Genomic DNA, 22240 nt, shown 5'->3' on the forward strand with positions numbered 1-22240 from the left:
ATGCCAGAACCATCGACCGTACCAAACCGTTCCAGACGCATCCTGCTGAGCGCCCTCGCGTTCGGCGCCATCGCCATCGTCGGCGTGTTGATCGTGCTGTATGCCTGGAACCTGCCGCCGTTTCGCAGCACCCTGCAGAGCACCGAGAATGCGCTGGTGCGCGGCCAGGTGACGATCATCAGTCCGCAGCTGAGCGGCTACGTGGTCGAGGTGCGGGTGCAGGATTTCCAGCACGTCAAACAGGGCGAACTGCTGATGCGCATCGACGAGCGCATTCCCACCCAGCGCCTGGCGCAGGCACGCGCCGAACTGGCCAACCGCCAGGCGGCGCTCGCCAATTTCGCCCAGAGCCAGTCGAGCGCGCGCGCCACCATCGCCCAGAACCAGGCGCTGCTGGCGTCGAACGAGGCGCAGGCCCGGCGTGCCCAGGCCGACCTGCGCCGCGTGGAACAGCTGGCCGCCGACGGTTCGCTGTCGGCGCGCGAACTCGACGCCGCGCGCGCGACGCAGGCCCAGGCCAGCGCCAGCCGCGACCAGTCGCGCGCCGCGATCGAGATCGCGCGCCAGAACTTGCGCTCGGTCGACGTCAACCGCGCCGCGCTCGAGGCGGCGGTCGCCAATGCCGAAGCCGCGGTGAAGCTGGCCGAGATCGACCTGGCCAACACCCGCATCACCGCGCCGCGCGACGGCCAACTGGGCCAGGTGACGGTGCGCCTGGGGGCGTTCGTCAATGCCGGCGCCCAGCTCACGGCCCTGGTGCCGGACACGATGTGGGTCATCGCCAACATGAAGGAAACGCAGATGGCCAACGTGGCCGTCGGCCAGCCGGTGACCTTCAGCGTCGACGCGCTGGGCAATGCGCGGCTGCGCGGCCACGTCGAACGCATCTCGCCGGCGACCGGCTCGGAGTTCTCGGTGATCGCGCCGGACAACGCCACCGGCAACTTCGTCAAGATCGCCCAACGCATCCCGGTGCGGATCAGCATCGATCCGAACCAGCCGCTGGCCGCGCGCCTGCGGCCGGGCATGTCGGTGGTGACCACGATCGATACGGCGCAAGTCGGAGCCGCGCGGTGAGCCGGCGTGGTCTCGTCCTGGCGGCGCTGCCGTGGCTGCTGTCGGCCTGCGCGATGGCGCCGCAGCCGGCGCCGGAACCGTCGCTCACCGTGCCGCCGGCCTGGCGCACCGCGAGCGATGGCGCCAACGCGGCCATCGAGCGCGACTGGTGGCGCGCCTTCGGCGATCCGGTGCTCGATGGTCTGGTGCGGCGCGCGCTCGACAATAACGGCGACCTGAAGATCGCCAGGTCGCGCTTGCAGGAATACCAGGCGCGCGTCCGCGTGGCCGACAGCGCGCGGCTGCCGGCATTGAACCTGTCGCTGGGACCGACGCGCGCGCGCACGATCGGCCCGTTCGGCGACCCGGTCGAGACCACCTCGGTGGTCGGCGCGGTGCAGGCCAGTTATGAGCTGGACCTGTTCGGCCGCATCGCCGGCAGCGTGGAGGCGGCGCGCTTCGAGTCGCTGTCGCAGGAAGCGGCATTGGAAGCCGCGGCGCTGGCGGTGGCCGCGAACACGGCGTCCGGCTACCTGAACCTGCTCGGCCTGGACGCCCAGCTGGCGCTGGCCAGGGCGACCCTGGAATCGCGCGAGCGCTCGTTCGAACTGGCGCGCCACCAGTTCGAGGTCGGCTACAGCTCGCGCCTGGAAATGTCGCAGGCCGAGGCCGAGCTGCACTCGACCGCCGCCACCGTGCCGCAGCTGGAGCGCCAGATCGCGCTGCAGGAACAGGCGCTGAACGTGCTGCTCGGCGCCAGCCCCGGTCCGGTGGCGCGCGGCGCCGAACTCAAGGCATTGCACGAACCGCGGCCGGCGCCGGGGCTGCCGTCGGAACTGCTGCGCCGGCGTCCCGACATCGCCCAGGCCGAGCGCCTGGTGGCCGCCAGCGACGCCAGCCTGGCGGTGGCGCGCGATGCGCTGCTGCCGTCGATCCGCCTGACGGCTTCGCTGGGCGCGCAGGGACACAGCCTGTCGCAGCTGCTGCGCTCTCCGACCGAGTTGTGGAGCATCGGCGGCAGCGTGCTGGCGCCGCTGTTCGACGCCGGCCGGCTGCGCGCCCAGGCCGAGATCGCGGGCACGGTGCGCGACCGCGCGGTGTATACCTACGAGACCGTGGTGCGCACCGCATTCGCCGAAACGGACAATGCGCTGGCGTCGATCGACGGCTTGCAGCGGCAGCTGGTGGAGGCCGAGGCGCGGCGCCGGGCGGCGGGCGAGGTGCTGCGGGTGGCGGGCAACCGCTATCGCAACGGTTACGCTTCTTATCTGGAGGAGCTCGACGCCCAGCGCACGGCCTTCAACGCCGACCTGAATGCGCTGCAATTGCGCACCAGCCTGCTGGCGGCCCACGTCGACCTGTACCGGGCGCTGGGCGGTGGATGGACGCCGGCGCCGTGAATGTTTCGCCAGTAAAACGTCCGGTCTGCGCCGTGTGCCTGCGCGCGCAGTCGGCCTGCATCTGCCGCTGGATCGCGCCGGTCGCGCCCCAGGCTGCGCTGCTGGTCCTGCTGCATCCGCTCGAGGTCGGCAACGCCAAGAACAGCGGGCGGCTGCTGCACCTGAGCGTGGCGGGCAGCGAGCTGGCGGTCGGTGAAGCGTTCGATGCGGACGTGCTGGACGGCCTGCTGCATGCCGGCGGACGCACGCCGGTGCTGCTGTATCCGCACATGCCGGACGACCCGAGCCTGCCACTGCCGTTTCCTGCGTTGCCCGCGTCCTCGCTGCGCCTGGTGGTGCTCGACGCCACCTGGCGCAAGAGCCGCAAGATGCTGTACCTGAATCCGGCGCTGCAGAAGCTGCCGCGGCTGGCGCTGACCGACGTGGCGCCGTCCAACTACCGCATCCGCAAGGCGCATGCACCGCACCAGCTGTCGAGCCTGGAAGCGGCGGCGCAGGCGCTGGGCCAGCTCGAAGGCGATGGCGCGCGCTACGGGGCGCTGCTGGACGCCTTCGATGGGTTTGTTTCACAACAGGCAGCGTACGTGCGCGCTTGAATTCGGCACCCGGGCGGCGTAATATACTGTACAAATATACAGTATCGGAGCGCCAGCCATGGGCACCATCGATTTTCCACTCCAGCGCCAACCGTTCGACGACGGACATATCGCCCTTGCGCCGTCCCCGCCGCCGCTGGCGCGCAAGGGGCGCGGTGCGGTGTCGAACCTGCAAGGCCGCTACGAGGTCAACGGCCGCGAGCGCTTCGACGATGGCTGGGCGATCGACGACGACGATGCGCCGGCGTTCAAGACCGTGGTCACCGACGAGATCGCCAAGAGCATCCTCTCGCGCAATACATCACCGGACATCCCGTTCAGCGTTTCCCTGAATCCCTACCGTGGCTGCGAGCACGGCTGCATCTATTGCTTCGCGCGGCCGACGCACAGCTACCTCGGCCTGTCGCCGGGACTCGATTTCGAAAGCCGCCTGTTCGCCAAGGTCAACGCGCCCGAACTGCTGCGGCGCGAGCTGGCGAAGCCCGGCTACGTGCCCGAACACATCGCGATCGGCGTCAACACCGACGCCTACCAGCCGTGCGAACGCGAGCGCAAGCTCACGCGCGCGGTGCTCGAAGTGCTGGCCGAGTGCCGCCATCCGGCCGGCCTGATCACCAAATCGTCGCTGATCGAGCGCGACATCGACATCCTGGCGCCGATGGCGGACAAAGGCCTGGCGTGCGCGGCCATCACGCTCACCACGCTCGACGCCGAGATTTCGCGCACGCTGGAGCCACGCGCTGCGGCGCCGATGCGGCGCCTGCGCACCATCCGCACGCTCACCGAAGCCGGCATCCCGGTGAGCGTCAGCGTGGCGCCGATCATCCCCTTCGTGACCGAGCCCGAGATCGAGCGCATCCTGGAAGCGGCGCGCGACGCCGGCGCGGTCGGCGCGCACTACACGGTGCTGCGCCTGCCGCACGAGGTGAATCCGCTGTTTCAAGAGTGGCTGCAGGCGCACTTCCCGGACCGTGCGCAGCGGGTGATGAACCGCATCCGCGAGATGCGCGGAGGCAAGGACTACGACAGCGACTTCGCGACCCGCATGAAAGGCGAGGGCGTGTGGGCCGACCTGATCCGGCAGCGCTTCGAGAAGGCGTCCGCGCGGCTCGGGTTCTCGGACCTGCGCGGGCGCTTCGGGCGGCTCGATGGGTCGCAGTTCAGGCGGCCGCTGGTGGTGCCGCAGATGCAGAAGCGGGACGCCAAGGGAGCCGGGCAGCTGGATTTGTTCTAGGATGCGGGGTTGACGGCACGCCGGCACGTGCGCTTGCGGACTCCAGCGTACAATGCCGTCTGTTGCTCTTTTCTACATCCTATGGCCACCTCAGTTCCTGCAACGCAGAGCGGACATCCCGCGAATCCCGCCGGGCAGGGCGCAGTCGCAGCGTCGGTGGAGCATGGCCTGCAAGCCGCCGGCGTCGGCCGCTTCCAGTACCGCATCTTCATGATCTTCGGCCTGGTCTGGCTGGCCGACGCCATGCAGGTGCTGTCGATCGGCTTTTCCGCGCCATCGATCGCCAAGACCTTCGGCTTGACCATGCCGCAAGCCCTGCAGACGGGAACGCTGTTCTTCGTCGGCATGCTGATCGGCGCTTTTGTCTTCGGCCGGCTGGCGGACCGGATCGGCCGGCGTCCGGTGCTGATGATGGCGGTGGTGATCGACGCCTGCTTCGGCGTCGCGTCCGCATTCGCGCCCGATTTCACCTGGCTCTTGGCACTGCGCTTCCTGACCGGCATTGGCGTCGGCGCGACGCTGCCGGTCGACTACACGATGATGGCCGAATTCCTGCCCAGCGACCGGCGCGGGCGCTGGCTGGTGCTGCTCGAGTCGTTCTGGGCGCTGGGGACGATCTGCTTGGCGGTGCTGGCGCTGTGGGCGGTGCAGTGGGGCGACGACGCCTGGCGCGTCATCTTCTTCGTCACCGGCTTGCCGGCCCTGGTCGGCGTGGTTCTGCGGTTCTATATTCCCGAGTCGCCGATGTACCTGCACCGCAGCGGCAAGCTCGAGGAGGCGCGCGCAGTGCTGGGGCGGGTGGCCAGGACCAATGGCCGCGCGGTCGACATCCCGGCGCTGCAGCCCGAGCGCCGCCAGAAGTCGTCACTGCTTTCGCTGTTCAGGGACGGCCTGCGCCGCCGCAGCGTTTCGCTGTTTCTCGCATGGGCGCTGATCTCGATCGCCTATTATGGCGTGTTCGTCTACCTGCCGATCAAGCTGGGCGCCGAAGGCTTCGGCTTCATGCGTGGCCAGGAATTCCTGATCGTGCTGGCGCTGGTCCAGTTGCCCGGCTTCGCGCTGGCCGCCTATGGCGTCGAGCGCTGGGGGCGCAAGCCGACGCTGGTCGGTTTCCTGCTGCTGAGCAGCATCGGCTGCCTCGGTTATAGCCTTGGCAGTTCCACCGCGCTGGTGGTGGGATCGACGCTCCTGATGAGTTTCGCGCTGCTGGGCACCTGGGGCGCCCTGTATGCGTTCACGCCCGAGGTCTATCCGACCAGGCTGCGCGCCAGCGGCATGGGCGTGGCCGGTGCCGTCGCCCGCTTCGGCGGCCTGTTCGCGCCGGCGATCGTGGCACCGGTCATGACCACGCATTTCACGCTGGCACTGGTGATGTTGTCGAGCTTCCTGCTGGTGGGGGCGGTCGCGGTTTTGTGCGTCGACACCGAGTCGCGCCAGCGGGCGCTCGATTGATGGAGCAGTCAAGCTCGACGCATGAATTCGAAGAAGTTATCGCCATATCCGACGCTTGCATCGCAGCCGAAAGGCTCGTTAATCGCATATAGCGTGATCGAAGAAGCGCTTCGTTCATCGACGGGGAAGAAAGCGCCTCCTGGCTCGGAGAACATATTGAAATCCCCCTGCTTCATGCCGCAGTGCTCGCAATGGTTCATCCAGTACGAGCTGTTGGTAGTCTTGCTGAAGTCGCGTCTGAAGTTTGATGTGAATGACAGCATGTGCCTTGTTGCCGTTGGAATAAGGTCACTGACATAGGAAAGAATTGCACTGTAGTCGTGTCTCAGCCACGGTGTTCCAAGTTCCTCCTCCATGTCAGGCTCGAATGTCTCATGCCCTTCGGGCAACACAAAACAATAGACGTGTGTTAGATCGCCGCATTTCCAGCAAGCCTCCTTCGTCTGACCTATGAAATAGCGGTTCGAACGGATACCCCATTGCGGAGCTTGAGGAATCCAACGGGAAAATAATTCGGCGTTTATGCCGTCAGGTACATACCAAACTTTGTTGGCTACGTCCCAGCGTGCACCGAGCTTCTTGGCATCGTCTTTTTCAGAGAAGGGCACAAGTAAATCGACTCGCATGACTCAGCTTCCAAGTTAGAATGTTAAGGGGTTTCTCAACGTAATGTTCCGCACTAAGCAACCCAAGGGGGCTGCGGATCATGCTATCACTGACCTATTCGTTGTGTTGAGACTACATTATCTGTAGCGGAGATACGGATTTTTCGTCAGACGAGAAGAATAGATGAACGTCGGAATATGAAATCGATGGAAGTCAATAAGGTGGTATTCGTCGGTGCTGAGTCGACCGGAAAGTCGACGTTGGCGCTGCATCTGGCGAGCCAGTCCAACGCTGGCTTCGTCCCCGAAATCGGCCGCTTCATCTGGGAAGAAAAACAGGGCCAGCTCACTGCCGACGATTACGTCGAGATCGCCGAACGCCACCGCGATGCCGAAGACGAGGCGGTGAGACAGGCATCCGGCCGCTGGGTCTTCGTCGACACCAATGCGCTCACCACGCTGCTGCTCGGCCTGTGCTTCGGCCAGGTCACCGAGCCGGCGCCGCCCGCGCTGCTGCGCTACGCCGACGATTGCCGCACGCGCTACCTGCACCATTTCGTCTGCGCCGACGACATCCCGTATGAAGAAGAGCCCGGCGTGCGCGAGAACGCCGCCTGGCGCACTCACATCCAGACGCTGGTGCTGGAAGACCTCGACCGCCGCGGCATTGCATACACGGTATTGACGGGCACGCTTCAAGCGCGCGCCGCGAAGGTGATGGAAGTCCTGTCCCGGATCGAACAGGACCGGCAGCTCAAGCGCGCAGCTGCGTAACCCCGAAATCCGCAAGGTGCCGCTCGAGCGCGAACACGTGCGGGTCGGGCTTGCCGAGTTCGCGCAATGCCTGCGCCAGGCCGAGCAGGTATTCGCTGTTCGGCCCGCTCGGTCCGCGCGCCGTGGCGATCTGGCGCGCGATGTCGATTTCGTCGGCCGGACCGAGATAAGCCTCGTTCTCGTGCGTGGCGATGTACACGATCCCTTCGTCGCTGCTGCCGTCGTCGAAGTGCATCTCGGTCGCCAGGCGCAGGTAGCCGTTCTTTTCGCGGTGATCCAGGTGCGCGAATTCTTCCGGCGTCACCAGATAGGCCATGCCGTGGCATAGCGCGCCGGCGTCGGGCACCAGGGTGACGACGCGCCCCGGCGCCGTCTCGGTGCCGCGATGGTCGTGCGAGCCTTGCCAGAAACGCCGCGACCAGCCGCCGATATGGGCCGGGCGCCGGTCGAGATAGGGAAAATCGGCCTTGAAGATCAGCGAACCGTAACCGAACAGCCACACGCTCTTGTGGCCGTCGAACTTGTTCATGCGCTGGTTGATCGCGATCGTATTGTGGGACATCGTGAGGGCAGGGCAAAGACAGATGCCGTTCATTGTAGCGCGGCAGGCGCCATCAGCGTTGCGACCGTTTTACATATCCAAACAGGAAATTGATATAACTCTCGGCCGCCGGCGACAGCGAGCGGCCGGGGCGGGTGTAGATGAAGAAACGCCGCGTCAGCACCGGTTCGTCCAGTGGCCGCAGCACCAGGCCGTGCAGCTTCACCAGCGGCTCGGCATACGGCAGGCAGACCGTCACCCCGAGCCCGGCGCTCACCATCGCCAGCGCCGTGGTCATGAAGGTCACCTCGTGCGCCGGCTTGATGGGCGTCTCGCGCAGCGAGGTATGCATGTCATCGAGCAGCCGCTCGGTGAACTGGCCCTGCAGCGAAATGAAGGGGTGGTGCGCCACGTCCTGCCAGGTCAGGCGCGGCAGCGCGGCCAGCGGGTGATTCTCCGGAAACACCAGCGCGAACGGCATCTCGAACAGTTCGCGCGCCTCCAGCGGCGGCGCCGGCACCCGCTCGGGGCCGATGCCGACGTCCGCCTCGCCCGACAATACGCGCGCGATCACGCCCTCCACCTCGGTATCGCTCAGGCGCACCTCGATCGCGGGATGCTCGGCGCGGTAGGCCGCGATCGCCTGCGGCAACAAGGTGCACGACATTAGTTGCGGCGCCGCGACGCGCACCAGCCCTTTCTTGAGTCGCGTGTGATCGGCCACGTTAGCCAGCGCACCGTCCAGGTCATCGATCATCTGGCTAAATAAGGGGAACAGTTCGCGCCCGATGTCGGTCAGGACGATACGGCGCGTGCTGCGGTCGACCACGCGCGCCCCGAGGGTCTGTTCGAGCTCCTTGATCAGCCCGGACAGCGCCGACTGCGTCACGTGGATCGCCTGCGCCGCAAGGGTGAAATTGCCGGTCTTGGCCAGGGCGACGAAGGCGCGCATCTGGCGCAGCGTGGGATTCATAAGAAAACCTGATAAATCGGGTTGAAAATACTGTTTGTATGATAATGGGTTTTGATTTGTAATGGTGGCCACTCAGCAATATCGAAGGAAACGCCCATGAAACTCGCCACCCTCAAATCCGGCGCCCGCGACGGCGCCCTGGTCGTCGTCAGCCGCGACCTGGTCACGTATCAAGCCGTGCCAGACATCGCGCGCACCATGCAGGCCGCGCTGGACGACTGGGACGCGGTCGCGCCGCACCTGGCAAAGGTCTACGAGCAGCTCAACGATGGTAATGCGGACGGCGCCGAATCCTTCATCGAACAGGAATGCCACTCGCCGCTGCCGCGCGCCTACCAGTGGGCCGACGGCTCGGCCTACATCAACCACGTCGAGCTGGTGCGCAAGGCGCGCAATGCCGAGGTGCCGGCCTCGTTCTATACCGATCCGCTGATGTACCAGGGCGGCGGCGATTCCTTCGTCGGCCCCTGCGATCCGATCGCGGCCCTGTCCGAAGATTGGGGCATCGATCTCGAGGCCGAGGTGGCGGTGGTCACGGGCGACGTGCCGATGGGCGCCAGCGTGGAGCGGGCGGCGAGCGCGATCCGCCTGGTCATGCTGGTCAACGACGTCTCGCTGCGCAACCTGATCCCGAACGAACTGGCCAAGGGCTTCGGCTTCTACCAGTCCAAGCCGGCCAGCGCCTTCTCGCCGGTCGCGGTCACGCCGGACGAGCTGGGCGACGCCTGGCAGGGCAGCAAGCTTCACCTGCCGCTGCTGGTGACGCTCAACGGCGCCGCCTTCGGCCGTCCGAACGCCGGCGAAGACATGACCTTCAGCTTCGCTCAGCTGGTCGCGCACGCTGCGGCAACGCGCGAGCTGTGCGCCGGCAGCATCATCGGTTCGGGCACGGTGTCGAACAAGCAGGGCAGCCTGCACGGTTCGAGCGTCGAGAACGGCGGCGTCGGCTACTGCTGCCTGGCCGAGGTGCGCATGTACGAGACCATCGAAGAGGGCAAGCCGAAAACGCCATACCTAAGATTCGGCGACACGGTGCGCATCGAGATGCTGGATGGCGATGGCGCCAGCATCTTCGGGGCGATCGACCAGGAAGTGATGCGTTATCAGGAAAAGCGCAAATGAGGCAGCAAGTGAGACAGCAAATGAGACAGCAAGTGAGGCAGCGATGAAGCTCTACACCTATTTTCGCAGCTCGGCCGCATACCGGGTGCGTATTGCGCTCAACCTGAAGGGCTTGGCCTACGACGCGGTGCCGGTGCACCTGCTGAAGGACGGCGGCCAGCACCTGCAGGACGACTACCGCAAGATCAACCCGAGCGGGCTGGTGCCGTCGTTCCAGGACGACCGCATCACGCTCACCCAGTCGATGGCGATCATCGAATACCTCGACGAGATCCATCCCGAGCCGCCGCTGCTGCCGAAGGACGCGCCGGGCCGCGGCCGGGTGCGCGAGCTGGCCCAGATCATCGGCTGCGACATCCATCCGCTCAACAACCTGCGCGTGCTGAGCTACCTGGTCAAGCACATGGGCCTGTCCGACCAGGCCAAGACCGAGTGGTACCGCCACTGGATCATCGAAGGCTTCCAGTCGCTCGAAGCGCACCTGGCGCGCGATCCGGGCGCCGGGCCGTTCTGCCATGGCGACCATCCGACCATCGCCGACTGCTACCTGGTGCCGCAGGTCTTCAATGCGCAGCGCTTCAATATCGACGTCTCGGCCTATCCGAACATCGACCGCATCAACTCGCTGTGCATCGAGCTGCCGGCGTTCAGGGCGGCGCATCCGTCGCACCAGCCGGATACCGAGTAAATCGCGCCGGGCAGCCACGCTGCCCGGTATCGGCGCCGCCCATCACATCGCCGCATCTCTCCCCGCCAGATATTCATGACATTCCGGATTGTCCATATTCGGGATCGCCAATTCATTTAATAAACGCGCTAAACGTCCAATTAATTTTACTAAACAAAGACGCTTTATTCGCCCGAACTTTATTAATCGATTCCCGATCACAGTAATGATTTCTATGGGGAATAATTAAATTTCCAATAGTAAATTTGCTACATAATTATGACAATTTAGTGCCGAGATGCCGTAGACCGAGGAATATGGCGGCTCTAGAATCACTCATCCATTCCCCCTGCATTTAATTCGGCGCACTGTAAATCAATTCCGGTTCTGGCTGGAAGGGGTGGGTATTCGCCTTTTTCTTTAATATTCATAGGGAAGATCATGACCTTGCATAAATTAATGTTTGTGTTGGCGCTTTCTCTGGCCGCGACCGTTGTCAAGGCCGCACCGGCCAGCTCATTCGTCGACTTTTCCAACGGCGCCCAGGGATGGGAAGGATCGCAGCCTGCCAATGGCGTGGGCGGGTCATGGATCGACACCAGCCTGGGCAACGGCGCTCCCGCGCTGCACACCGTGATGGAAAACTTCGGCATCGGTTTCAGCAACCGCAATCAGAATTACGTGGGGGATTATTCAAAGCTGGGCAGCGTGACCATCGGCCTGGACATCATCGCCAATTCGATTCGCTACGTTGGCCAGGAGGTTTCGCGCAACCTGGTCGTCGAATTACGCGATTACGACAATACGCCGGAGGGCATGCCTTACTCCAGCGTCTGGTTCGACCTGGGCGTCATCGACGCCACCCTCGGCTGGCAGCACCTGTCGGTGACGATCGCCGACACCACCATGGCGGCCCTGCCGGCCGGTTGGGGCGGATACGGCACGACGGATGACGCCCAGGGACCGGGCCTGCCGCCCGGCCGTACCTTCGCCGACGTGCTGTCGAGCGTGGACGAACTGGTATTCAGTACCCTCGTTCCCGGCTGGTTCTACGGCTTCACCGATTTCGATATCGCGATCGACAATATTTCGGTCAGCGCCGGTGCGGCCGAGGTGCCGGAGCCGTCGAGCGCACCTCGTTATACACAAGTCCGCCAGCCTCACCACGCCGGCTGAAAATCCCGTTTACTTTCAATGACTTGCCAGCGCCCTTGTAAACCTTTGCAAAATCGCGTTTACTCTCGTCTTTTGCGTGGCGCAATTGGCGAGCAAATCGAAGGGATGGACCGATTCGGAGTTTGAGCAACTCGACCTGGGCGACGCGCGCCTGAACCGGCGAGCGAGGACACTGATGGAAACAATGGCGGGGGCACCGACGGCGAGCGTGCCAAAGGCCTGTAACGGCTGGGGTGAGACGATGGCCGCGTATCGCTTCTTCGACAATGACGGCGTCGACTGGCGGGCAATCCTGGAGCCGCACTGGCAGCAAACGGAACAGCGAATGGCCGAGCAGTCGGTGGTGCTGTGTCTGCAGGACACGACCGAACTGGACTTTAACGGACAGCAGGCGCGCGGCCTCGGACCGCTCAGCTATGAAGCGCAGCGCGGCATGTACGTCCACCCCACCTACGCGGTGACGACGGCGCGCGAGCCGCTGGGGATCCTGGACGTGTGGATGTGGGCGCGCGCGCTGCGCGACACCAACGGCCAGCGCGGCGGCCCCAAGGAAAGCCTGCGCTGGATCGAAGGCTACGAAAGACTGGCGGAACTGGCACCGCGCCTGCCCGCCACGCGCTTGGTGTATGTGGCCGACCGCGAGGCGGACATGCTGCCCTTGATGGCGCGGGCGCAGCAGCTCGACTGCCCGGTGGACTGGCTGGTGCGCGCCGCGCACAACCGCTGCTTGCCCAACAGCGAGAAGCTGTGGCCGCATGCCACGGAAGGCGCGCCGCTGGGGGAAATCGAGTTCGCGCTGGCCGCGCGGCCGGGCGCCAAGGCGCGCATCGTGCGCCAGCAGCTGTGGGCACGCCGGGTCGAACTGAACGCGGGCAAGGGCAAGGTGGTGACCGCCACATGCATCGTGGCGCGTGAACACGGCGCTCCGGCCGGCGTCAAGCCGATCGAATGGCGCCTGCTGACGAACCGGGTCGCCACCAGCGCGGCCGAGGTGGCCGAATTGATCGACTGGTATCGCGCCCGCTGGGAAATTGAAATGCTGTTCAATGTGCTCAAGAACGGCTGCAAGGTCGAGGAACTTCAGCTGGGCACGATCGAGCGCATCGAGCGCGCACTGGCGCTGTACTTGGTCGTAGCCTGGCGCATTGCCTATCTGGTACGCATGGGCCGTACCTGCCCGAACCTGGATGCCCACTTGTTCTTTGATCCCGATGAGATACGCGGCGCCTACTTGCTCAACAAATTACGCCCCCAGCCCAACCCGGCGTTAAACGAAGTAATACGCTTGATCGCCCGCGCGGGCGGCTTCTTGGGCCGAAAAGGTGATGGCGAACCTGGTGCCAAGACCCTCTGGGAAGGGCTGCGCGACGTGCGCGCCTCAGCTCTCACCCTTCAAGCACTACGCGAACTTGGAGACTGACGAGTTGTGTATAACGAGGTGCGTCGAGCGTCGCGCTGATGTTCGGCGGTCTCGGCATGCTGGGCTGGATGGCGCGCCGCCGCTCGCGCCATATGCCGATGGCTTGACCACAGGCTGGCGGGCCGGATCGACGAGGCGGGATACAATCCGGCCTCGTCTCTTTTACCAGTACGCCATGACCTCGACCGCCGCTCCTGCGCCCATCCCCGCTCCGATCCTGCACGCCCTCGACCTGGCCGACGCCTCGTGGCGCCCCATCCTGGAGGCCGGTCTCGCGGCCGTCGCCCGCGCCAACCCGGGCTACCTGCCGGCCCTGGCGGTCGACGACTACCTGCCCACCGAACACCGCCTGTTCGCCGCCTTCGCCCAGCCGCTCGACCGTGTCCGCCATGTGCTGGTCGGCGAAGGCCCTTATCCGCGCGCCGCGAGCGCGACCGGCGTCTGTTTCATGGATGGCGCGGTAGGGGAGTTGTGGTGCGAGAGCGGCTTGTCGAAACCGGTCAACCGCGCGACCTCGCTGCGCAACTTCATGAAGATGCTGCTGGTGGCCAGCGGCCGCTTGCAGCTTGATGCGACCGGCGGCGCGGCGCTGGCGCCGATCGCGCAGGCGGCTGGACGCGACGGCACGATCCAGACCCTGGCCGAGTTGCAGGACAATTTGCACGGCCATGGCTTCCTGCTGCTGAACGCGGCGCTGGTGTTCCGCAAGCACGTTGCCCCGGCGATCGATGCGCGCGCCTGGCTGCCTTTCCTGCAGACGGTGCTGGCGGCGCTGGCCGAACGGCCGCAGCCGCCGACCCTGGTTCTGTGGGGCAAGATCGCCGAACAATTGAAAAAGCTGCCCGAGACGGCCGCCTTCCCGCAGGCGCTGGCCGAGCATCCCTACAACCTGAGCTTCATCGGTCACCAGGGGATGCAGCAGCTGTTCGGCCCCATGGAGCTGTTGCGCAAGCGATAACGGCCGCCGCGACGGCGTTCAAATGACAGGGGGAGTGGGGCGGCCGCCGTTTTTGGGGGCCGCCAAGACAAGATGTCCGCGATTTGCTATACTTGACTAAATCGTTCAACTAATCCGGTTTTTAGCCGGTCCCGCAAGAGAAGTTGCAGAGTGGTGCGAGGTAGTTGAGCAAGAGGAATATTTTAACATTAACCGGGGTTGTAATGCGTCTGACCACCAAAGGCCGTTTTGCTGTTACCGCGATGATCGATCTTGCCATGCGTCAAGGCAATGGTCCGGTCACGCTGTCGGGCATCAGCCAGCGCCAGGCCATTTCGCTGTCCTACCTGGAGCAGCTGTTCGGCAAGCTGCGCCGCCACGAGATCGTCGAATCGATCCGCGGCCCGGGTGGCGGCTACAGCCTGGCCCGTCCGGCGGGCAAGGTGACGGTGGCCGACATCATCATCGCCGTCGACGAGCCGCTGGATGCGACCCAGTGCGGTGGCAAAGAGAATTGCCACGGCGCCCATACCGATGGCGCCCGCTGCATGACCCACGAACTGTGGACCACGCTGAACGAAAAAATGGTCGACTACCTCGATTCGGTGTCGCTGCAAGACCTGGTCGACCAGCAGCGCCATAAAGAACAGAACGTCGTGCATGTGCACCGCGGCGCCCCGGCCGCCGTCGGAACAAACTGAAGCTTACTGGAGTGAATTGATGAACGCGCCTTTGGACAAGAAAACCGAGCAGAGCTTCGCGACTGCGCCCCATTTCCCGATCTACCTGGACTACTCGGCCACCACGCCGGTCGATCCACGCGTCGCGGATGCCATGATCCCGTTCCTGCGCGAGCAGTTCGGCAACCCGGCCTCGCGCAGCCACGCCTATGGCTGGAGCGCCGAAGCCGCGGTCGAAGAAGCGCGCCAGAACGTCGCGAACATGGTCGGCGCCGACCCGCGCGAGATCATCTGGACCTCGGGCGCGACCGAGAGCAACAACCTGGCGCTCAAGGGCGCGGCCCAGTTCTACAAGACCAAGGGCAAGCACATCATCACGGTCAAGACCGAGCATAAATCGGTGCTCGACACCGTGCGCGAACTCGAGCGCGTCGGCTTCGAAGCCACCTACCTCGAACCGCAAGACAACGGCCTGATCACCGTGGAGCAGCTGGAAGCCGCGCTGCGTCCGGACACCATCCTGGTCTCGGTCATGCTGGTCAATAACGAGATCGGCGTGGTCCAGCCGATCGAAGAGCTGGCCGCGCTGTGCCGCTCGAAGGGCATCATCTTCCACTGCGACGCCGCGCAAGCCGTCGGCAAGGTGGTCATCGACCTCGAAAAATCGAAGGTCGACCTGATGACCTTCACCGCGCACAAGGTGTATGGCCCGAAAGGCGTCGGCGCCCTGTACGTGCGCCGCAAGCCGCGTGTGCGCCTCGAGGCGCAGATGCACGGCGGCGGCCACGAGCGCGGCCTGCGCTCGGGCACCCTGCCGACCCACCAGCTGGTGGGCATGGGCGAAGCGTTCCGCCTGGCGAAGGAAGAGATGGAAGGTGAGCTGGTGCGTATCCGCGCGCTGCGCGACCGCCTGGCCAAGGGCCTGCTCGAGATCGAAGAAGTTTACATCAATGGCGACATGGACCACCGCGTGCCGCACAACCTGAACGTCTCGTTCAATTATGTCGAAGGCGAGTCGCTGATCATGGCGGTCAAGGACATCGCCGTGTCGTCCGGTTCGGCCTGCACCTCGGCCAGCCTGGAACCATCGTACGTGCTGCGCGCCCTGGGCCGCAGCGACGAACTGGCGCACAGCTCGATCCGCTTCACCATCGGCCGTTTCACGACCGAGGAAGAGATCGACTTCGCCGTCGACCTGCTGAAATCGAAGGTCGGCAAACTGCGCGAACTGTCGCCGCTGTGGGACATGTTCAAAGAGGGGATCGACCTGAACTCGATCCAATGGGCAGCCCACTAAATCAAGATTAAGGAGCATCACCATGGCATATTCGGACAAAGTACTGGACCACTACGAAAACCCGCGCAACGTCGGCGCCTTCGACAAGGGCGACGATGCAGTCGGCACCGGCATGGTCGGCGCGCCGGCGTGCGGCGACGTCATGAAACTGCAGATCAAGGTCAACGACCAGGGCCTGATCGAAGACGCGAAGTTCAAGACCTATGGCTGCGGTTCGGCCATCGCATCGAGCTCGCTCATCACCGAATGGGTGAAGGGCAAGAGCCTGGACGAAGCGCTGGCGATCAAGAACACGCAGATCGCCGAAGAACTGGCCCTGCCGCCGGTCAAGATTCACTGCTCGATCCTGGCCGAAGACGCGATCAAGGCCGCAGTCGCCGACTACAAGGCGAAGCACGAGAAGGCAGCAGCGTAAGCATTTTTAGAACAGAGCTGGAGAAGCACATGGCAATCACCCTGACCGAAAAAGCCGCGAAACACGTCAACCGTTACCTCGAACGCCGGGGCAAGGGCATCGGCTTGCGCTTCGGTGTGCGCACCACCGGCTGCTCCGGCCTGGCCTACAAGCTCGAGTACGTCGACGAGAGCGCCGCCGAAGACGCGGTGTTCGAGTCGCACGGCGTCAAGGTCTTCGTCGACCCGAAAAGCCTGGCCTATATCGACGGCACCGAGCTCGATTTCGCCCGCGAAGGGCTCAACGAAGGCTTCCGCTTCAACAACCCGAACGTCAAGGACAACTGCGGCTGCGGCGAGAGCTTCCGTATCTAAAGCCGATAATCCACGCCGATGCAGAATCACTTCGACCTGTTCCAGCTGCCGGCCCGTTTCGAGGTCGACCAGGACGCCCTCGACGCCGCCTATCGCGAAGTCCAGGGTCGCGTCCATCCTGACCGCTTCGTCAACGCGACCGACGCCGAAAAGCGCGTCGCGATGCAATGGGCGACTCGCGCCAACGAGGCTTATCAAACCCTGCGCAACCCGCAGAAGCGCGCGCAATACCTGTGCGAACTGAACGGCATCGACCTGCAGACCGAGTCGAATACGGCCATGCCGCCGGCCTTCCTGATGCAGCAGATGGAATGGCGCGAAGAGCTCGAGGACGCGCGCGCGGCCAAGGACGCCATCGCGCTCGATCGCCTGGAAGCGCAGCTGCGCGCCGAGCGCAAGAACATGCTGGCCGCCGTCGCGAGCCAGCTGGACGCGGGCGACTTCAGCGGCGCAGCGCAAGGCGTGCGCGGCCTGATGTTCCTCGACAAATTCGGCGACGAAGTGCAGTACGCCTTCGAGGCGATCGACGCCTGATCCGCTGCGGGTCGCTGGTCGAACGGTCCACCGTTCGGCTCCCGGCGCAGAAAAACAATATTGGTATCACGACTATGGCACTCCTCCAAATCGCCGAACCCGGCATGTCCACCGCCCCCCACCAGCACCGCCTGGCCGTGGGCATCGACCTGGGCACCACCAACTCGCTCGTCGCCACCGTCCGTAGCGGCAGCCCCGAAGTGCTGAGCGACGAGGAGGGCCGTTCGCTGCTGCCGTCGATCGTGCGGTACCTGCCGAACGGTCACGCCAACATCGGCCACAAGGCGCGCGTGCACCAGACCACCGACCCGAAGAACACGATCGTCTCGGTCAAGCGCTTCATGGGCCGCGGCTTGAAAGACATCGCCCACGCCGAGAACCTGCCCTACGACTTCGTCGAAGGCGAGGGCATGGTCCAGCTGAACACCGTCGCCGGCGTGAAAAGCCCGGTCGAGGTGTCGGCCCAGATCCTGGCCACGCTGCGCCAGCGCGCCGAGGATTCGCTGGGCGACGACCTGGTCGGCGCCGTGATCACGGTGCCGGCGTATTTCGACGACGCCCAGCGCCAGGCCACCAAGGACGCGGCCCAGCTGGCCGGCCTGAACGTGCTGCGCCTGCTGTCCGAGCCGACCGCCGCCGCCATCGCCTATGGCCTCGACCATGGCAAGGAGGGGGTGTATGCCGTGTATGACCTGGGCGGCGGCACTTTCGACATCTCGATCCTCAAGCTCTCGAAGGGCGTGTTCGAGGTGCTGTCGACCGGCGGCGATTCGGCCCTGGGCGGCGACGACTTCGACCACCGTCTGTTCTGCTGGATCACCGAGCAGGCCAAGCTGGCGCCGCTGTCGGAACACGACACCGCGACCCTGATGGTCAAGGCGCGCCAGGCCAAGGAACTGCTGTCGACCAATGAAGAAACGACGGTCGAGGCAATCCTCAAGTCGGGCGAGATCGTGCAGGTGACGGTCACCGCCGCGGTGTTCTCCGAGATCACCAGGCACCTGGTCGGCAAGACCATGAACGCGATCCGCAAGGCGATGCGCGATGCGAGCGTGACTGTCGAGGACGTCGACGGCGTCGTGATGGTCGGCGGCGCGACGCGCATGCCGCACGTGCGCCGCGCGGTCTCGGAATTCTTCCAGACCATCCCGCACGCCAATATCGACCCTGACCGCGTGGTGGCGCTGGGCGCCGCGATCCAGGCCAATCTGCTGGCCGGCAACCGCGCCGAGGGTGACGACTGGCTGTTGCTGGACGTGACTCCGCTGTCGCTGGGCATCGAGACGATGGGCGGCCTGGTCGAGAAGATCATCCCGCGCAATTCGACGATTCCCGTGGCGCGCGCCCAGGAATTCACGACCTTCAAGGACGGCCAGACCGCGCTGGCGGTGCACGTGGTGCAGGGCGAGCGCGAGCTGGTGTCCGACTGCCGTTCGCTGGCGCGCTTCGAGCTGCGCGGCATTCCGCCGATGGCGGCCGGCGCGGCGCGCATCCGCGTCACGTACCAGGTCGACGCCGACGGCCTGCTGTCGGTGGCGGCGCGCGAGATGCGTTCGGGCGTGGAAGCGTCGATCACGGTCAAGCCATCCTATGGCCTGGGCGACGACGACGTGGCGCGCATGCTGCAGGAGTCGTACAGCTCGGCCTCCAGCGACATGCAGATGCGCGCGCTGCGCGAAGAACAGGTCGAGGCCGAGCGTATCCTGCTGGCCACCCAGTCGGCGCTGGACGCTGACGTCGAGTTGCTGTCGCAGGAAGAGCAGGCCGCGATTGGCCAGCAGCTGCAGGCGGTGCGCGACGCGGTGACGGCGTCGAACGACGCGTCGACCGCGCCTGGCCAGCGCCAGGACGCCCTGCACGCCGCCGTGCAGGCGCTGGCCAAGGGCACCGAGGAATTCGCCGCCCGCCGCATGGACAAGAGCGTGCGCAAGGCGCTGGCGGGCAAGTCGCTGGACGAGGTCTGAGCCTCCCCCGACGGCTCGCGTACGCAATATCAAGAACAACGGATAATCGGATTATCCAATCAACCGAGGTAACCCAAGTGCCACAAATCGTCATCCTCCCACACCCGGTGTTCTGCCCGGACGGCGCCGTGCTCGAAGCCCCAGCCGGCAAGTCGGTCTGCGACGTCCTGCTCGACAACGACATCGAGATCGAGCACGCCTGCGACCGCGTCTGCGCCTGCACCACCTGCCACGTGATCGTGCGCGAAGGCTTCGAATCGCTGAACGAGCAGGAAGAGAAGGAAGAAGACATGCTCGACAAGGCCTGGGGCCTGGAGCCGAATTCGCGCCTGTCGTGCCAGGCGATCGTCGCGGAAGAAGACCTGGTGGTCGAGATCCCGAAATACACGATCAACCACGCCGCCGAAAAGAATCACTGAGCCGTCCATGAAGCGTCTTGAGCAAGCCAGGAAAGTCCCGGCACCACAGGAACTGCCGCCGGAGGTTCGTCCCGGCCAATCGATCGAGCTGCTCAAGGAGCTGCACATCCTGACCCGCGACGGCAAGTTGAACCAGGACAGCCGCCGCAAGCTCAAGCAGGTCTACCACCTGTACAACTTCATCGAGCCGCTGCTGCGCGACGTCAAGAGCGAAAAAGGCAGCGTCTCGCTGGTCGACCACGGCGCCGGCAAGTCCTATCTCGGCTTCATCCTGTACGACCTGTTCGTCAAGGCCGAGGGCGAGGGCAGCCACATCTACGGCATCGAGACCCGCGAAGAGCTGGTCAGCAAATCGCTTGAACTGGCCGCGCGCCTCGGATTCAGCGGCATGTCGTTCCTGCCGCTGTCGGTGGCCGAGTCCACCACGTCGAGCAAGCTGCCCGAGACGATCGACATCGTCACCGCGCTGCACGCCTGCAATACCGCCACCGACGACGCCATCGACTTCGCCCTCAAGAAGAAGGCGAAGCACATGGTGCTGGTGCCGTGCTGCCAGGCCGAAGTCGCGTCCGTGCTGCGCAAGAACAAGGGCAAGGACATCAAGCGCAGCGCGCTGACCGAGATCTGGCGTCATCCGATCCACACCCGCGAATTCGGCAGCCAGATCACCAATGTGCTGCGCTGCCTGCAGCTCGAAGCCCACGGCTACCAGGTCACGGTCACCGAACTGGTGGGCTGGGAACACTCGATGAAGAACGAGCTGATCGTCGCCACCTACAAGAACCTGCCGCGCCGCCGGCCCAGCGAACGCCTGCACGAAGTGCTGCATGAGGTCGGCCTTGAAGAAATGAAGAGCCGTTTTTATACCCAGGCCGAGACCACGGAATAAGATGATGAGCCAAGACCAACAGCGCTGGATCGACCTGCGCAGCGACACCGTGACCCAGCCGAGCGCTGCGATGCGCGCCACCATGGTGGCCGCCCCGGTCGGCGACGACGTCTACGGCGACGACCCGACCGTCAACCGCCTGCAGGACTACGCGGCCGAGCTGTTCGGCTTCGAAGCGGGCATGTTCGCGCCGAGCGGCACCCAGACCAACCTGATCGCCCTGATGACCCATTGCGGTCGCGGCGACGAATACCTGGTCGGCCAGGAAGCGCACACCTACAAGTACGAAGGCGGCGGCGCCGCGGTGCTGGGCAGCATCCAGCCGCAGCCGATCGCGAACCAGCCGGACGGCTCGATCGCCCTGGCCGATATCGAGGCCTATATCAAGCCGGACGATATGCACTTCGCGCGCACCCGTCTGCTGGCGCTGGAAAACACCATCGGTGGCCGCGTGCTGAGCCAGGAATACGTCGCCGCCGCGACCACGCTCGCCCACGACAAGGGCCTGGCGACCCACCTCGACGGCGCGCGCATCTGCAACGCCGCCGTCAAGCAGGGCATCAGCCTGGTCGATGCGGTAAAAGGTTTCGATACGGTGTCGGTCTGCCTGTCCAAGGGCCTGGGCGCGCCGGTCGGCTCGGTCCTGCTGGGACCGAAGTCCTTCATCGAGCAGGGCAAGCGCTGGCGCAAGATGCTGGGCGGCGGCATGCGCCAGGCAGGCGTGATCGCCGCCGCGGCCCACTACGCGCTCGAGCACAACGTCGCGCTGCTGGCCAACGACCATGACAACGCGGCGGAACTGGCGCAGGGCCTGGCGAAGATCGAACAGCTGAAGGTCGGCACACCGCAGACGAACATCTTCTGGATGGACGTGCCGGCAGCCGCCTGCGCGCCGCTGCGCCAGGCGCTGGCGCGCGCCGGCATCCGCGCCACGGTCGGCCCGAAAATGCGCCTGGTGACTCACCTCGACATCTCGAACGCGGACGTGAAACGCACGGTCGAGGTGTTCACGGCGTTCTTTGCGGATTGGCGGGCCTGATGAGTGAAGAAGGTATTCGCCTGGCCAAGCGCGTCGCCGAAGTGGCGGGGTGCTCGCGCGCCGAGGCAGAACGGTATATCGCCGGCGGCTGGGTCAGCGTCGATGGCGCGCTGGCTGAGGACCCGGCCACCCGCGTGACGCCGGCGCAAACCGTCGCGCTGCTGCCGGGCGCGACCCCGGTCGAGCCCGAGCCGGTCACCATCCTGCTGCACAAGCCGGCCGGCGTCGAACAGGACGCGCTGCTGGCCGCGATCGGCGCCGACACGCAAGTGCTGGACAATGGTTTCGGCAAGCCGTTCCTGCGCCGGCACCTGTTCAAGCTGGCGCTGGCGACGCCGCTCGAAACGATGGCCTCGGGCCTGGTCGTGTTCAGCCAGGACTGGCGCGTGATGCGCAAACTCGTCGAGGACGCGCCGCGCAACGAGTACGAATACGTGGCCGAAGTCGAAGGACAGATCGCCGACGGCGGCCTTGATAAACTGGGCCGCATGTTCCGCGCCAGCTGGCAAAGCGAAGCCCGCCTGCGCATCGCCGGCAAGAACATCCAGCGCGGCCAGATCGAGCGCCTGTGCGGCGACGTCGGCCTGAAGGTCACCGCGCTGCGCCGCCTGCGCATCGGCCGTATTTCCATGGGCAGCCTGCCGCCGGGCGGCTGGCGTTACCTGCGCGACGTCGAGCGCTTCTGAGTCATTCCTGC

24 protein-coding genes are annotated in these 22240 nt (G+C 65.1%); 21 read left to right on the plus strand and 3 right to left on the minus strand.

Annotated features, from left to right (window positions below; all coding sequences use genetic code 11):
• The 5 genes from HMPREF9710_RS10915 to HMPREF9710_RS10935 all read left to right on the plus strand — a co-directional run bounded on the left by HMPREF9710_RS10915 (position 1) and on the right by HMPREF9710_RS10935 (position 5738).
• Entirely contained in the window at positions 1-1077 is a 1077-nt protein-coding gene (locus tag HMPREF9710_RS10915; protein ID WP_005666303.1) for an HlyD family secretion protein, read from the plus strand.
• Positions 1074-2456 carry an efflux transporter outer membrane subunit gene (locus tag HMPREF9710_RS10920; protein WP_005666304.1) on the plus strand — a complete coding sequence of 461 codons (1383 nt, stop codon included), beginning with the start codon at positions 1074-1076 and terminating at the stop codon, positions 2454-2456. The genes HMPREF9710_RS10915 and HMPREF9710_RS10920 overlap by 4 nt, the downstream gene beginning before the upstream one ends.
• Positions 2438-3052 (plus strand): tRNA-uridine aminocarboxypropyltransferase, encoded by a 615-nt coding sequence (locus HMPREF9710_RS10925; RefSeq protein WP_005666305.1) that lies wholly within the window; start codon positions 2438-2440, stop codon positions 3050-3052. The genes HMPREF9710_RS10920 and HMPREF9710_RS10925 overlap by 19 nt, the downstream gene beginning before the upstream one ends.
• Positions 3053-3110: 58 nt before the next feature.
• Positions 3111-4286 carry a PA0069 family radical SAM protein gene (locus HMPREF9710_RS10930; RefSeq protein WP_005666306.1) on the plus strand — a complete coding sequence of 392 codons (1176 nt, stop codon included), beginning with the start codon at positions 3111-3113 and terminating at the stop codon, positions 4284-4286.
• 210 nt (positions 4287-4496) lie between these two features.
• Complete coding sequence (locus HMPREF9710_RS10935; RefSeq protein WP_307160570.1) at positions 4497-5738, plus strand: MFS transporter; 1242 nt, start codon at positions 4497-4499, stop codon at positions 5736-5738.
• Positions 5739-5746: 8 nt separating this feature from the next.
• Here the strand turns inward: HMPREF9710_RS10935 and HMPREF9710_RS10940 are convergent, their stop codons facing one another.
• Positions 5747-6364, minus strand: a complete 618-nt coding sequence (locus HMPREF9710_RS10940; protein WP_005666309.1) for a DUF5710 domain-containing protein — start codon at positions 6362-6364, stop codon at positions 5747-5749.
• A 186-nt stretch (positions 6365-6550) separates the two neighbouring features.
• Here HMPREF9710_RS10940 and HMPREF9710_RS10945 point away from each other — a divergent pair, with 186 nt between their 5' ends.
• On the plus strand, positions 6551-7117 hold the full coding sequence (locus tag HMPREF9710_RS10945; protein WP_229409778.1) for an AAA family ATPase: 567 nt from the start codon (positions 6551-6553) through the stop codon (positions 7115-7117).
• Here the strand turns inward: HMPREF9710_RS10945 and HMPREF9710_RS10950 are convergent.
• Together HMPREF9710_RS10950 and HMPREF9710_RS10955 are read right to left on the minus strand one after the other, a co-directional pair.
• Positions 7098-7679: a gamma-glutamylcyclotransferase gene (locus HMPREF9710_RS10950; protein WP_005666311.1), complete on the minus strand. Its 582-nt coding sequence runs from the start codon at positions 7677-7679 to the stop codon at positions 7098-7100. The two genes, HMPREF9710_RS10945 and HMPREF9710_RS10950, sit on opposite strands and share 20 nt — an antisense overlap.
• A 52-nt stretch (positions 7680-7731) precedes the next feature.
• Entirely contained in the window at positions 7732-8631 is a 900-nt protein-coding gene (locus tag HMPREF9710_RS10955; RefSeq protein WP_005666313.1) for a LysR family transcriptional regulator, read from the minus strand.
• Between the two features lie 96 nt (positions 8632-8727).
• Between HMPREF9710_RS10955 and HMPREF9710_RS10960 the strand changes: the two genes are divergently transcribed.
• The 15 genes from HMPREF9710_RS10960 (at position 8728) to HMPREF9710_RS11030 (ending at position 22229) form a co-directional block, all read left to right on the plus strand.
• Positions 8728-9753 carry a fumarylacetoacetate hydrolase family protein gene (locus tag HMPREF9710_RS10960; RefSeq protein WP_005666314.1) on the plus strand — a complete coding sequence of 342 codons (1026 nt, stop codon included), beginning with the start codon at positions 8728-8730 and terminating at the stop codon, positions 9751-9753.
• Between the two features lie 43 nt (positions 9754-9796).
• Positions 9797-10441, plus strand: coding sequence for a maleylacetoacetate isomerase (gene maiA / locus HMPREF9710_RS10965; RefSeq protein ID WP_005666315.1), 645 nt, complete (start codon positions 9797-9799; stop codon positions 10439-10441).
• A gap of 420 nt (positions 10442-10861) precedes the next feature.
• Positions 10862-11596 (plus strand): hypothetical protein, encoded by a 735-nt coding sequence (locus HMPREF9710_RS10970; protein WP_005666317.1) that lies wholly within the window; start codon positions 10862-10864, stop codon positions 11594-11596.
• Between the two features lie 85 nt (positions 11597-11681).
• Positions 11682-13016 carry an IS4 family transposase gene (locus tag HMPREF9710_RS10975; RefSeq protein WP_040775003.1) on the plus strand — a complete coding sequence of 445 codons (1335 nt, stop codon included), beginning with the start codon at positions 11682-11684 and terminating at the stop codon, positions 13014-13016.
• Positions 13017-13191: 175 nt separating this feature from the next.
• Positions 13192-13974, plus strand: a complete 783-nt coding sequence (locus tag HMPREF9710_RS10980) for a uracil-DNA glycosylase family protein (RefSeq protein WP_005666319.1) — start codon at positions 13192-13194, stop codon at positions 13972-13974.
• A 203-nt stretch (positions 13975-14177) separates the two neighbouring features.
• Positions 14178-14654 (plus strand): Fe-S cluster assembly transcriptional regulator IscR, encoded by a 477-nt coding sequence (gene iscR, locus HMPREF9710_RS10985; protein ID WP_005666320.1) that lies wholly within the window; start codon positions 14178-14180, stop codon positions 14652-14654.
• A 19-nt stretch (positions 14655-14673) separates the two neighbouring features.
• Positions 14674-15930: an IscS subfamily cysteine desulfurase gene (locus tag HMPREF9710_RS10990; RefSeq protein ID WP_005666322.1), complete on the plus strand. Its 1257-nt coding sequence runs from the start codon at positions 14674-14676 to the stop codon at positions 15928-15930.
• A gap of 22 nt (positions 15931-15952) precedes the next feature.
• A complete protein-coding gene (gene iscU / locus HMPREF9710_RS10995) occupies positions 15953-16345 on the plus strand; it encodes a Fe-S cluster assembly scaffold IscU (protein WP_005666324.1) in 393 nt (130 codons plus the stop codon).
• Between the two features lie 29 nt (positions 16346-16374).
• Positions 16375-16698, plus strand: a complete 324-nt coding sequence (gene iscA, locus HMPREF9710_RS11000; RefSeq protein ID WP_005666326.1) for an iron-sulfur cluster assembly protein IscA — start codon at positions 16375-16377, stop codon at positions 16696-16698.
• Positions 16699-16716: 18 nt separating this feature from the next.
• Positions 16717-17232, plus strand: coding sequence for a Fe-S protein assembly co-chaperone HscB (gene hscB / locus HMPREF9710_RS11005; RefSeq protein ID WP_005666327.1), 516 nt, complete (start codon positions 16717-16719; stop codon positions 17230-17232).
• 74 nt (positions 17233-17306) lie between these two features.
• Complete coding sequence (gene hscA, locus HMPREF9710_RS11010; RefSeq protein WP_005666329.1) at positions 17307-19196, plus strand: Fe-S protein assembly chaperone HscA; 1890 nt, start codon at positions 17307-17309, stop codon at positions 19194-19196.
• A gap of 77 nt (positions 19197-19273) precedes the next feature.
• Positions 19274-19615 (plus strand): ISC system 2Fe-2S type ferredoxin, encoded by a 342-nt coding sequence (fdx, locus tag HMPREF9710_RS11015; RefSeq protein WP_005666331.1) that lies wholly within the window; start codon positions 19274-19276, stop codon positions 19613-19615.
• A gap of 7 nt (positions 19616-19622) precedes the next feature.
• Positions 19623-20504 (plus strand): class I SAM-dependent methyltransferase, encoded by an 882-nt coding sequence (locus HMPREF9710_RS11020; RefSeq protein WP_005666333.1) that lies wholly within the window; start codon positions 19623-19625, stop codon positions 20502-20504.
• Positions 20505-20508: 4 nt separating this feature from the next.
• Entirely contained in the window at positions 20509-21543 is a 1035-nt protein-coding gene (gene ltaE, locus HMPREF9710_RS11025; RefSeq protein WP_040776425.1) for a low-specificity L-threonine aldolase, read from the plus strand.
• Positions 21543-22229 (plus strand): RNA pseudouridine synthase, encoded by a 687-nt coding sequence (locus HMPREF9710_RS11030; protein ID WP_005666336.1) that lies wholly within the window; start codon positions 21543-21545, stop codon positions 22227-22229. The genes ltaE and HMPREF9710_RS11030 overlap by 1 nt, the downstream gene beginning before the upstream one ends.
• Positions 22230-22240: the final 11 nt, after the last annotated feature.

Source organism: Massilia timonae CCUG 45783 (assembly GCF_000315425.1).
In the GTDB taxonomy this organism is placed as follows: Bacteria; Pseudomonadota; Gammaproteobacteria; order Burkholderiales; family Burkholderiaceae_D; genus Telluria; species Telluria timonae.